General features: G+C 66.7%; 8 protein-coding genes and 5 pseudogenes. 6 read left to right on the forward strand and 7 right to left on the reverse strand.

Translation table 11 applies throughout. The features are described 5' to 3' along the window. Positions 1 to 266 precede the first annotated feature (266 nt). Entirely contained in the window at positions 267 to 1,484 is a 1,218-nt protein-coding gene (locus OG390_RS00670) for an IS110 family transposase (protein ID WP_406164493.1), read from the forward strand. A gap of 64 nt (positions 1,485 to 1,548) precedes the next feature. Continuing rightward, positions 1,549 to 2,556, forward strand: a pseudogene (locus tag OG390_RS00675) (S66 peptidase family protein); the annotation flags it as partial. Positions 2,557 to 2,598: 42 nt separating this feature from the next. Here the strand turns inward: OG390_RS00675 and OG390_RS00680 are convergent. Continuing rightward, positions 2,599 to 2,769, reverse strand: a pseudogene (locus OG390_RS00680) (IS5/IS1182 family transposase); the annotation flags it as partial. A gap of 634 nt (positions 2,770 to 3,403) precedes the next feature. Continuing rightward, positions 3,404 to 3,847 carry a transposase gene (locus OG390_RS00685; RefSeq protein WP_406164494.1) on the reverse strand — a complete coding sequence of 148 codons (444 nt, stop codon included), beginning with the start codon at positions 3,845 to 3,847 and terminating at the stop codon, positions 3,404 to 3,406. A gap of 743 nt (positions 3,848 to 4,590) precedes the next feature. Here OG390_RS00685 and OG390_RS00690 point away from each other — a divergent pair. Next, positions 4,591 to 5,274, forward strand: coding sequence for an effector-associated domain 2-containing protein (locus OG390_RS00690; protein ID WP_406164495.1), 684 nt, complete (start codon positions 4,591 to 4,593; stop codon positions 5,272 to 5,274). Between the two features lie 306 nt (positions 5,275 to 5,580). Here the strand turns inward: OG390_RS00690 and OG390_RS00695 are convergent, their stop codons facing one another. The 4 genes and pseudogenes from OG390_RS00695 to OG390_RS00710 all read right to left on the reverse strand — a co-directional run. Next, positions 5,581 to 5,805 carry a hypothetical protein gene (locus OG390_RS00695; RefSeq protein WP_406164496.1) on the reverse strand — a complete coding sequence of 75 codons (225 nt, stop codon included), beginning with the start codon at positions 5,803 to 5,805 and terminating at the stop codon, positions 5,581 to 5,583. 490 nt (positions 5,806 to 6,295) lie between these two features. Continuing rightward, positions 6,296 to 6,493: pseudogene (locus tag OG390_RS00700) on the reverse strand (methyltransferase domain-containing protein); the annotation flags it as partial. A gap of 54 nt (positions 6,494 to 6,547) precedes the next feature. Then, positions 6,548 to 7,072 (reverse strand): annotated as a pseudogene (locus OG390_RS00705) (redox-sensing transcriptional repressor Rex); the annotation flags it as partial. Next, positions 7,070 to 7,753: pseudogene (locus tag OG390_RS00710) on the reverse strand (IS630 family transposase); the annotation flags it as partial. The pseudogenes OG390_RS00705 and OG390_RS00710, both read right to left, overlap by 3 nt. Before the next feature lie 553 nt (positions 7,754 to 8,306). On the opposite strand from OG390_RS00710, the gene OG390_RS00715 reads away from it, so the two are divergent. Both OG390_RS00715 and OG390_RS00720 read left to right on the forward strand, forming a co-directional pair. Beyond that, positions 8,307 to 8,567 (forward strand): hypothetical protein, encoded by a 261-nt coding sequence (locus OG390_RS00715; RefSeq protein ID WP_406164497.1) that lies wholly within the window; start codon positions 8,307 to 8,309, stop codon positions 8,565 to 8,567. Positions 8,568 to 8,738: 171 nt separating this feature from the next. After that, positions 8,739 to 9,539, forward strand: coding sequence for an aminoglycoside N(3)-acetyltransferase (locus tag OG390_RS00720; protein ID WP_406164498.1), 801 nt, complete (start codon positions 8,739 to 8,741; stop codon positions 9,537 to 9,539). Positions 9,540 to 9,635: 96 nt separating this feature from the next. Here OG390_RS00720 and OG390_RS00725 read toward each other — a convergent pair whose 3' ends face one another. Further along, positions 9,636 to 10,988 (reverse strand): IS701 family transposase, encoded by a 1,353-nt coding sequence (locus OG390_RS00725; RefSeq protein WP_406164499.1) that lies wholly within the window; start codon positions 10,986 to 10,988, stop codon positions 9,636 to 9,638. A 303-nt stretch (positions 10,989 to 11,291) separates the two neighbouring features. On the opposite strand from OG390_RS00725, the gene OG390_RS00730 reads away from it, so the two are divergent. Continuing rightward, complete coding sequence (locus tag OG390_RS00730) at positions 11,292 to 12,110, forward strand: IS5 family transposase (RefSeq protein WP_406164500.1); 819 nt, start codon at positions 11,292 to 11,294, stop codon at positions 12,108 to 12,110. Positions 12,111 to 12,211: the final 101 nt, after the last annotated feature.

Below are 12,211 nucleotides of genomic sequence, written 5' to 3' on the forward strand. Positions count from 1 at the left end.
CCCCCCCGTTATGTTCTTCGCGGCTCCGCAATGGGGCCGCTGGCCTCCGGGCCCGGCATGACTGTGTCCCCCTGTCGAACGGATGACCTGGGGGGTGGTGTCACCGGGCCCGGCAGGTGCCGTCGGAGACGCTGATCAGAGGTCCGGCCACCACCCGGTCCGGCGCAATGCCGGACAGCTCGCGGATGGCAGGTCTGCATAACGTGGATGCGCCAGCACGACACCACTGCCGAGGCCGGCACGTTCAACACCCCGGGAAGGGCGCGATGTTCGACACCGAAGACGTGGGCGTGTTCCTCGGCCTGGACGTCGGCAAGAGCGCCCATCACGGGCACGGGCTGACCCCGGCCGGGAAGAAGGTCCTCGACAAGCAGCTGCCCAACAGCGAGCCGAAACTGCGGGCCGTCCTCGACAAGCTGACCGCCAAGTTCGGCACCGTCCTGGTGATCGTGGACCAGCCTGCCTCCATCGGCGCCCTCCCGCTCACCGTGGCCCGCGACGCGGGCTGCAAGGTCGCCTACCTGCCCGGCCTGGCCATGCGCCGGATCGCCGACCTGTATCCGGGCGAGGCGAAAACCGACGCGAAGGACGCCGCCGTGATCGCGGACGCGGCCCGCACCATGCCGCACACCCTGCGCTCGCTGGAACTGACCGACGAGATCACCGCCGAACTGACCGTGCTCGTCGGCTTCGACCAGGACCTTGCGGCCGAGGCAACCCGCACCTCCAACCGCATACGCGGCCTGCTCACCCAGTTCCACCCGTCGCTGGAGCGCGTCCTGGGCCCCCGCCTCGACCACCAGGCCGTCACCTGGCTGCTGGAACGCTACGGCTCCCCGGCCGCCCTGCGCAAAGCCGGCCGCCGCAGGCTCGTCGAGCTCATCCGGCCCAAGGCCCCGCGCATGGCATCCCGGCTCATCGACGACGTCTTCACCGCCCTGGACGAGCAGACCGTCGTCGTCCCCGGCACCGGCACCCTCGACATCGTCATCCCCTCTCTGGCCGCCTCCCTGGCCGCCGTCCACACCCAGCGCCGGGCGATGGAAGCCCAGATCAACACCCTGCTGGAGGCGCACCCTCTTTCCCCGGTCCTGACGTCGATGCCCGGCGTCGGCGTCAGGACCGCCGCCGTCCTGCTGGTCACCGTCGGCGACGGCACCAGCTTCCCCACCGCCGCCCACCTCGCCTCCTACGCCGGCCTCGCCCCCACCACGAAGTCGTCCGGCACCTCCATCCACGGCGAACACGCACCCCGAGGCGGCAACCGGCAGCTCAAACGGGCCATGTTCCTGTCCGCCTTCGCCTGCATGAACGCCGACCCCGCCTCCCGCGCCTACTACGACAAGCAACGAGCCCGCGGCAAGACCCACACCCAAGCCCTCCTCCGCCTCGCCCGCCAACGCATCAGCGTCCTGTTCGCCATGCTCCGCGACGGCACCTTCTACGAATCCCGGACACCGACGGACGTCGAGCTCGCCGCATAACCCCAGTAACCCCGAACCACCCCAAACCCGTCAGGGGCGCCTTGACGGAAAACATAGAGGCACCCCCCCGCGTCCCGGTGACCGTGTTGGTGTTACCTCTCCATCGAGCGGGGTCGCGAAGGAACTGCGTGAGCGCCTCAATGTCGCCGTTCGTGACGTCCAGGATCGCGGGTACGAGGTCGTTATAGGCCGGTGCATGGACGGCTCCGGGCACGTCAGTGCTTCGGCTGCTGACCGCGCAAGCGAGCTGATGTCGATGCTGACCGACTCCACTGTCAAGGCCATCGTGCCGCCGTGGGGCGGAGAGACCGCGATTGACCTGCTGCCACTGCTCGACTGGGACAGGCTGCGGGAGGCAGAGCCCACCTGGCTCGTCGGATTCTCCGACATGGCGACCCTGATCACGCCGATGACTCTGGCTACCGGGACGGCGACCGTCCATGGCAACAACCTCATGGACACGCCCTACCGAGTGCCTGACGGACTGCGATCGTGGCTCGACATCGTTACAGCGCCCCCGGGGCACCAGTTCACCCAGACTCCACCCGGTCGCCACCGGACCACCGGCTTCGACGACTTTGCCGCCTGCCCCGACATACGCGAGTACACGCTCGACTCCGTGGGCGCCTGGACCCGGCTCAACGGGAGTGGTGACGTGGAGGCAGAGGGAAGACTGATCGGCGGCTGCATCGAAACTCTGTGCAATCTCGCGGGGACGTCCTACCTCGACGTCTCGGCCATCGCTCGCAACGAGTCACCGGATGGGCTCCTCGTGTATGTGGAGGCAGCTGGCGACGATGCTTTCACCATCTGCCGGAACCTGCATGGCATGAAGCTCGCTGGGTTCTTCGACCGGGCGAACGCGGTTCTCGTAGGCCGGACCAACGCACCCGGCAACCGTTCCCTCAGCCAGCACGAGGCCGTCCTCGACGCACTCGGTTCTTTCAACGTGCCGATCATCGCCGACATCGAGTGCGGCCACGTCCCGCCCTATATGCCGATCGTCAACGGAGCGTACGGCCGTATCGTCCACGCCCCGAGTCGGAGCGAACTGACGCAGACCTTGGACTGACCCATCAGACCAGTCGCCCACCTCTGACCGAGGTGAGCCGGGTCAACAGGACATCTCCCCATTTCCGGTGCGCTTTTTCGTCCAGCTGGTGTGGGGGCTTTTGCGGGTGAGGCGCCTGGTCATCATGGTGATGAGTGCCCAGTTCAGGTGTGCTTCGGAGCGCTGCGGGAGGCGTTCGTAGTCGCGGGCGTTGCGGCGGGCGTTCATGCACCAGCCGGTTGGGTCGGCCGCGCGGCGAGGTGTCTGCCGTGGCAGATCCTTTTCCGCGCGGCCTCCCGCCGAACCGGACGTGATGGTTTCCCGATCATCCGGCTCTCCAGTGACTACAGCGTGAGCGAGTCAGACTGCTCGCGCAGGACACACGGCGCCGTTGCGGCGATCTGCATTTCGCATACCTCCCGGGTCTGGCGTGTCCGAGCCACCTGGCCCCTTTCGCCCGATGTGGACGGCTTTCCCGTCCTCCCCGGCCAGCCGTTACTCCGGCGACCACTACGGGGCCTCCGTCGCCATAGGACTCGCGTCCCGTAGGCGATCCCACGTTCGTCTCTGCTGTACGTTCTAGCGCGACACAGGCGTCCCACTCATCTCCTTGAATGCCCTCGCTGGGCATCGCTCCGCACCCCGGAGGTGCACGGGGGCACGATCGAACCCCGTGCAGGGTGCGGCGCCGGTTTCAGCTGTCGTTCCGGCGGATGAGAACTTGCATCTGCTGGAGATTGGGCTTCAAACAATCCAGTCTTCGCCATATCGCGCGGGCCTCCGAGCGCACCGTCTGCGACAACTGAGCACGGTCGCTGGTTTCCTGACATGCTGTTGTCCCCTTCACCTTTCGGATCCAGGTAAGTCATCAGGCCCAGGAACCTCCTTCCGAGTTCCTCCCGGCCGAGCCAGGGATACAAACAGAGCGCCTCGTGGCGCACATCCTGCGCTCTACTTTCCAGCGGCGGGGCAGGACGACGAAGCCCTTGGTGCCCTTGGGCCGGGAGACGATGCGCAGGGTGAGCCAGAGGCGGTCGCGGGCCCAGTCCACGAGGTCGCCGGCGTAGCTGCGGTCGGCCCAGACCTGGGTGATCTGCGGCTGGGTCAGACGCAGGCGCCAGAACACGTCGCGGGCGGCGTCGCGGTCCTGGAGGTCGGTGGCCGTCACCATGATCATCACGGGCAGGCAGAGTGTGTCCACGGTGATATGTCGTTTGCGGCCGTTGATCTTCTTCGCGGGGTCGTAGCCGCGGCTTCCCTGGCCGACGGTGGAGGCGCCCTTGACCGACTGGGAGTCGACGATCAGGGTCACCGGGTGCGGGCAGCGGCCCTTGCCGGTACGGATCCTCCGGCGAAGCTGGTCACGGATATAGGTGACGACTCCTGCCCGGTTCCACCTCTAGAAGAACCTGGAACCGCCCCGGGTTTGATGGAGACATCGAAGACCCGGAAGGATGCCGCTCATGGCTGCTCCCCGTAAGTACCCCGACGAACTGCGCGAGCGTGCAACCCGGTTGGCGGTCGAGGCCCGGAAGGACGCGGCCGGCCGGGCCGGTTGACGGCCATGACGGTGGCCCGGTGACACGGCCGGTCCCCCGGGCAGCGTGCTGCCCGCGCAACACAGTCAGCACGGGTGTCAGGCAGGTCCGCCAAAAATCAGGCGGAAAGGGAGCCCGCAGCCCAGTTGAGCAACTGGATCACAGTGGCCGGCACCCGCAGCCATCGCCGCATGCCTGTGCAGCAGGCTTGGCGGCACAGGCAACTCCCGCATCATCGCTGCCGGATCCACCAGAGGATCGCCCCGACCAGCGCACCGCCGGCCGCGGTGGACGCTCCTCGCACAGCCGCGAACAGCGCGGCATGACGCAGACGTCGTAGGCGCTCGCCTTCCATGAACCTCAACTCCCCTCTATGCACGGCCCTTTACCTACAGGGTGAGGGCCCTGGGAGCCCGCTTTACGGAGTCCGACAACGCCGTACGTATTGCCCGGGGAGACCTGTTTCAGGAAGTGTTGTCATACAGAATCAGACAGAACCAGACGGCAGGAGGACCTGTTGGGAAAACTCCGCAGACCTGAGCTTGCACCTGGGCGGCTGAAGGAGCTGAACGATGCGCTCCACCATCTGCACCTGCTCGCAGGCCAGCCGTCCGTGCGCGACCTGGAGCGGGCACTTGGCCGAGGGGCGTTCAGCCACAGCCGTATCTACGATGTCTTCAGCAGGGGGCGCTTGCCGACGTGGGGCATGGTCGACATCATCGTGAAGGCCTTGAGCGAGCAAGCCCCAGGCCTGTCTGCGCCCGAAGAGCGCCGGCATTTCCATGCCCTCTGGATCGCCGCCTCACGCAATAACACTGAGCCCGTGCCACAGCGGCGGAGCAGCCCGCAGGCCGAGCGATTGTCAGTGGGCCGCTACATGGCAGAACTGAGCGACGCGTTCCTGGACTTGCCGATGATGCAAGACCCGCAAGGACGATCCATGTGCATGCGGTACATCAGCGATGCGTTCCCTGACGTGCGGTTCGAAGTCCCCGACCATCTGACTCCACGCTTGTTCGCCTTGGCCGTGATGGATCAGGTCCGTTGGATCGAAGGCGGCCTGGCAACGCTCACGGAGTACCTTGGATACCTGACGGGCGAGGACCCACCGTTCCAGCGGTTCAAGGACATTGCTGGCGAGGCCCTTCGCGATGTTCGCCCTCCTCAGCCCGATTCCAAGGACGGCGATCCGGATCTTTGAGCCGGGCCGGGCTGTGGGGCGTTGCTGCTCCAGGGTGTGGCAGCCTTCCTCGCCTCCGTTTCCATCACGGCGGCGCTACGCGACCGCCCGGTAGCGGCCATCGACAGCCGCCGTGGTGGCCTTGCAGTTGCCGTTGGAGCTGAAGGCAGGTGGGTGTGGGTGACGAGCCCGGCATCGACGAGCTCGCGCAGCCGCTCGCTCAACGCCGCCGCTGCGGCCCCGTAGGGCTCCGGCGCATGGGCGGCCGAGCCGCCCATGCTGACCCAATCGGCGGTAAACGGCCAGGCGGCCGGGGCCACATGCGAGTCAGCCGACGTCGGAAGATCCCAGCGCCGTCACGTGCTTGAGGTAGGCGCCGGACACCGTTCGAGTCTGGATCGGCTTGAGCTTGCCTTCCGGGTTGGCCTGAACGCCTGCGTCGCCGACCTGCGGGAAGTCGCCTCGGTAGCGGGCAGGGGTCGCATCCGCAGACGCGGCAGACGCCTTGTCGCTGTTTGTCGTGGACTGCAAGGGTGCCGACTGCGGGACCACGGCCTCGTCCTGGACTGCTGGGCGCGCTCGTCACAGGGCCGGCGCAGCGCCCGGGGCACGGGGGTATCGGGCTTGCGACGGGGCGGGCCACCCGCCGGGTCGGCTGACACCCCGTGTGGCGGACGGGCAACGCTGTTGGCCACACGCCAGGCTGTTTGCTGTGGGGCGAGAGCGACAGCGGTGTTCTCCCCATCCGTGTGCCGTTCACGGCACCGCGTTCGGCGGCCTTCTGCCTTACGATGCCGGGCCGGCAGAAGTTCTACCGGACCACTTCGCGACCCTCGCCAACCTGGGACTGCAGCTCTACGATGCGCTCGTGGACGGGGCCACCCTTTTGAACTTGCTGGCCATAGCGATCTCCGTTCAAGCGCGCAAGCTCCGAGGAGCCGAGCCAGCCGCCGATGGTCGTCAGGATCAGCCCGCCGGGCCGGGTCTGTTCGATCCAGGCCGCGGGAACCGTGTGCACGCTGCAGGTTGCGATGACGCGGTCCTACGGGGCGCTGTCGGGGTAGCCGAGGAGGCCGTCACCGCTGATGAGCGTGGGGTACACGCCGAGTCGGCCGAGGGCTGTCCGTGCCCGTGCGGCCACGTCCTCGTCGTATTCGATCGAGGTGACGTTCTGCTCGCCCAGCCGGGTGCTCAGGACTGCGGTTGAGTATCCGGTGCCGGTCCCGATCTCCAGCACCTGCCTCCCCGATTGGGCAGAAGGTGTCGTCCGTGCGCGATGTGACGGTGCGCCTACTCAGCTGCTCATGCGGGTCTCGCTGCGGCCTTCCTCCCATGAAGGCCTCGAGGTTCTCGATTCCGTGCTCGAAGCTTCCTGTTCAGCTTCCTCGCCGGCCCGGCGTTGCTCGTGAAAGGCAAGGATCTGCAGCTCGATGGAGAGGTCGACCTTGCGCACGTCGACGCCGTCCGGGACGGACAGGACGGTCGGCGCGAAGTTCAGGATGGAGGTGACCCCGGCGGCTACCAGCTGATCGCACACTTCTTGCGCCGAACCGGCGGGCGTGGCAATCACGGCCATGGACGCCTGCTGGACCTGGACGACCTCCTGCAGCTCATCAGCATGCCGCACGGGCAGACCGGCGACCAGCTTGCCGGTCAAGTGCGCGTCGGCGTCGATGAGCGCGGCGACCCGAAAGCCGCGGGACGCGAATCCTCCGTAGTTGGCCAGCGCGGCGCCGAGGTTACCGATACCGACGATCACAACCGGCCAGTCCTGGGTCAGGCCCAGTTCGCGGGAGATCTGGTACACGAGATACTGCAGCGAGCCGATGACTTCACCGGTCGCCACGTCCAGTGCCGCGAACAGCGTGGTCACGCCGTTGCGGAGGTAGTCGTGCGTGCGACGCTCGGGCATGCCCGGCATCATCGGGAGCACCGGCGCGGACCGGTCCAGCGCCTGGATCTGGCTCTTCTCGTCCACGCAGAGCACCAGGGCCCGCTCCGGCGGGTCCAGGTAGAGCCCGACCACGTCGCGGACCTTCTCGATGAACTGCGGGTCCTTGCTGAGCTTGAAGGTGTCCACCAGGTGCGGTTTAAGACCGAACGCCTTCCAGACCCGGCCGACCGTGGACTTCGACAGCCCGCTCTCGGCGGCCATGGACGCCCGCGACCAGTGGGTGGCGTCCTTGGGGGTCCGTTCCAAGGTGGCGACGACCAGGTCCTCGATCTGCTCGTCACTGACCTTCCGCGGGGCGCCGGGGCGTTGCTCGTCGGCCAGGCCCTCCAGCCGGCCGGCGAGGAACCGCCGCCGCCACTTGCCCACGGTCTGGGGCCACACCCCGATCTCGGCAGCGACCTCCTGGTTCGACTTCCCGTCCGCGCAGCCGAGGACGATCCGGCAGCGTTGCGCCAGCGCCTGCGAGGATTTGGCCCGCCGTGACCAGCGGACCAGCGTCTCGCGTTCCTCATCCGTCAATGTCAGCTCGGCCATCGGCCGTCCCATACGCGCCACAGCCCAAGGCTACACATCTACATCGAATTCCTGGCGCAGGACACTAGCCTCTTGGCGGGGGTTCTTGCGTACCGCATTCTGAGGAGAACAGACGAACGGGTGGGCACAAGTTGGGGGGCTTGGTATGCCGCGGGACAGGTTCGAAGGCCAGGAACTCACGCGCAAAATCGGCCGGAGCTTCGTACTGTTCAAGGTTCCGATGGGTCTGGTGATCCTGCTCTTCCTGATGTTGCTGTGGGAAATAGTTCGTACGAATCTTGAACCGGGCGCGAGGGATTCAGGGATGTGGCGCCTGTCTCTATTGGATCGCCCTTCAGCGGCGAGTCTGCTTGCTGTCGCCATGGGACTGACATTCGCCCGAGCGCAGTACGCCCGAGCTGTCCGCCCGTTGATTGGATGGCGTGCCCAGCCCCGAAGCAACGAGTACGGGATGAATGGGCGCCACGTCTGGCACGTCGAGATGCGGAACGGAGGGACCCACAGCGTTGCCGTGGACGAGGTCAGCTATCGGCTTCGACACAGGCAAGGGTGGGGTGGGGAATGGGTGAGCCACCGTTCCATGGTGGCAGGGCTGGAGCAGTTGAGCCTGGAGATCGGCAAGGACTTCGACCTGAACACCATCGGCCAGGGCGCTGTCCTGGGCACTGTCTACGTTGGCCGATTCTCCGAGCAGGCCACCAAGTTGCTGGAGGACTTCGAGATCCGTGTGCGGGTGACCGACGCGGTCGGCGATCGCCACGAGAGGACGTTGCACTGCCTGAGGGGCGCAGAGACAGAGCTTCGCAGCGCTTCGGCTCGCAGTTAGGTTCCAGACCCCCACAAGTGGAAATGATGACTATGTTCGACGTGGTCTTCTCCTGCTCATTGGGCAGAATCTGTCTGGCGCTGGGATCTAGGATGAGCCGTCACCGACCATGCGCCGCCCACCTTGCCGTGGGGGCGGCGGGAATGGGGAACCATGCGCACTGTCTCTGCCATGGAAGAGCTCACCGAATCTGAAGTCACTCACCAGCTCACCGAACTGGGTATCGCAAATGGCGACACCCTGATGGTGCACGCCTCGCTGAGTTCCGTGGGAAGGGTCGCGGGTGGCGCTGCCTCCGTGCTGAGTGCGCTCAGTCGTGTGCTGGGCCCCGAAGGCACGCTCGTGGTCCCCACATTTACTTCAGACAACTCGGATACGTCATCTGCTCACCGGGAACGGATCCGCGGTCTGAGCGATGAGGCTCGCATCGCCTTTTGGGACAATATGCCGCCCTTCGATCCAGCAAACACTCCATCTACGGGCATGGGCGTCCTGGCCGAGGCGGTTCGGTGCCATCCGCAGTCCGCGCGCAGCGGTCATCCACAGACATCATTCGCTGCGCTGGGTGCTCAAGCCGCAAAGATCATTGACGGTCACCATCCCGACTGTCACCTCGGCGAGGATTCCCCTCTCGCCCGGTTGTACGACACGCAAGCGCAAGTACTACTGCTGGGCGTCGGTTTCGACCGGTGTACTGCATTCCATCTCAGTGAGTACCGAGTCGACGCTCCTCCCCGCCGCACTTACAGGTGCGTCATCCGAAGGAACGGCCTGCGGCAGTGGTGGGAGTACGAAGACGTTGCCTTGGACGACAGCGACTTCGGCCTGCTCGGAGCGGACTTTGAACGGGCGTCAGCGGGTGAGAGTGTGCGAAGCAGCCTGATCGGATCAGCTCAATGCAAGCTGCTGAGCTTTGTGGACGCCGTTGACTACGCTCAACTTTGGCTCCCGTCGCATCGCTCGGTCGGCTAAGTGCGTTGTGGCAAACCGGATTTCGTTCGAGGTGTGCGGCGCGGGTGATCATCTGGACAGACACGGCAGCTGTAAGTCTTGATCGTCTGGCTCCGGTCATGTGGTCGCCGCCGCGGTGATGTTGTTCCATCGGCGGTGGGCCTCAGTGGCCTGGTGCCGGTGGTGACGGCGCCAGGCAGACCAGTGCAGGGCGTGCTCGAGGTCGCGGCGGGGCGTGGGGAGTGCGGTGATCCGCAGGACGGCCAGGAGTTCGCGCCCGCTGGCCGGGGCGAGTTGAAGGCCGTGTTCGGTTCCGTCGATGGTGCGGGTGGCAGCGTGGGTGACGGCGAGGACGGCGGCGGCGAACAGGCTGATCAGGCTCCAGCGCATCCAGGAGGTCCAGCAGGTCACCTGGCCCTGGTCGAGTCCGGCCAGGCCCTTCGCGCCCTGGAAATCCTCCTCGATCTTCCAGCGGGTGCAGATGGTGTTCACGAGGACCGCGAGGCTGACGGGGGTGATGGAGTGGCAGCGGTAGAAGGACAGTTCGCGGGTGTAACGGTGGCGGCGCACGACGAGGAACGCGTGCCCGGCCTCGTCCCGGTCCGCGGGGGCGTCGTCGGCCAGGACGTCGATCAGGGCCCAGTCGTAGTGGCGGTCGCCCTTGGTGCCGTTGCCCGTACGTCGTCGCATCCAGGCCCTGGCCGGCGCCTTCGCCGCCAGCTCAGTGGCGCTGAAGCGGCCCACGGCAGTGCTCGCGCGATGGTCGGCCTTGACCGCCAGGGCGTAGTCGAAGCCCAGCGTGCGGGCGGTGCGGCGCAGCTCCAGGCTGCTGTAGACCTCGTCGCCGGTGAACCAGCGGGCGGGAAGGCCGAGTTGACGGGCGCGGTGCAGCATGGCGGCGGCCAGCTGAGGCTTGGTGGCGAAGGTGACCTCGTCGGGCACGTGCCGCAGCAGCCTGCGCTCCTCGTCTTCGGCCCAGGCGGCGGGCAGGTAGAGCTCGCGGTCGATCAGGGCATGACCGCGCGGCGAGGCGTAGGTGAGATGGACGGCGACCTGGCACAGACCCACCCCGCCAAGAGCGCCGGAGTACTGGTGGGAGGCTCCCACGCAGTCAGTGGAGGACTTCTCGTCACCCGTCTCGTCGACGATCAACACGGCTTCGTTGTCGGCGAGTTCGGCCGCGACCCAGGCGGCGAGATGGTCGCGGGCCAGGTCATGGTTCCAGGCGCCGCGCGAGAGGAAGTGCTGGAGGCGGTGCGGCCCGTCGTGCCCGAGCGCCTCGGCGAGGGTCCAGCAGTTGCGCCGCTCCAGCTCCATCAGCATGCCCTGCGTCATCGCCCGGCCCAGCATCCGCGAGTCCCGGCGCGGGAAGCAGACGGCCACCGCCGCCATCAGCGACCCGAACGCCGCCGTCCAGACCCGCTCGGCTATCGTGGCCTCCACGGCCACCTGGTTCTTGATCGTATTCACACACGTCAATGATCACGGTGGCCATTCCCGTGTCTGCGGCCACCCCCCTGACCTGCACGGACACCTCAACAATCAAGACTTACAGCTGCCGTGACAGAGGTACGGGTGCGGCCGTGGGCATGAAAAAACGGACCCCTTGGTAGTGACGCGGTTACGACACCCAGCACGACCAAGGAAGCCCGTTGCCTGATCAGTTGAGCAGTACCACTGTGCCTGCGTCCACCGCGGTCACCCCTGGGTGTGACTGCTACGTGCACCGGTTCGGTCGCTCCGGGGCTGCGGGCAGGCTGCTATCCGAGTGACATGACGGATGCGGAGTGGGCCGAGGTCCGCTCCGCGATGCCGGTGCTGGCCTGGCTGCTCAAGCGGGGCGGGCGTCCGGAGGCGTATTGCCACCGCGAGATGCTCGACGCTGTGCGTTACCTGGTCGACAACGGCGTGAAGTGGATGGCCATGCCGGTCGACTTCCCGCACTGGCGGGCGGTCTACGACTTCTTCCGCCGCTGGCGGGCCTGCGACTACGTGCGTGAACTGCACGAACGCCTGCGCCGCACGGCGAGGGCACGCGCAGGCCGCAATGCCGAGCCCAGTGCGGGAATCATCGGCAGTCAGTCGGTGGACGCCTCCGAGACCGTCGGCGAGGACAGTCGCGGATACGACGGCGGCAAGTCACGTGACGGGCGCAAGCGTCACATCCTGACCGATTCCGAGGGCCTGCTCCTGGAGGTGACCGTGACCACGGCCGATGTGCACGACTCCGAGGCCGCCCCCGCGCTGCTGGAGACGTTCATGGACCAGCCGGGCCGGCTGTTGAAGCTGGTGTGGGTCGATAGTGCCTACCAGGGTCCGGCGCTGGCGAAGGCGTTCGCCCGTCACGGAGTCCGGATCGAGGTCGTGCGCCGATCCGACGGGCAACGCGAATTTGTCGTACTGGCCCGCAGGTGGGTGGTGAAGCGCACGCTGTGCGCCACGAGGCACGGTAGGCAGCCACGAAGTCTTTGCAGGCAGCGAGGCGGATGTCCCTCCATTGGCGCGCGTGGTCACGCTGCCACAACCGGTCTTGATTGCGAATGGACAACCAACCGCCCAGAACCACGCCAAGCAGTGCAACCACCGCTGTGATCGATGTGCCCACAACGTCCATCGGTTCTCCCCCTCACGGCCTTGGTGGACCAGGCCCAGCCCCTTCACGACGCGCCAAGGCAACGACGGCGTCTCGCCTT

Source organism: Streptomyces sp. NBC_00996 (assembly GCF_045162675.1).
GTDB lineage: Bacteria > Actinomycetota > Actinomycetes > Streptomycetales > Streptomycetaceae > Streptomyces.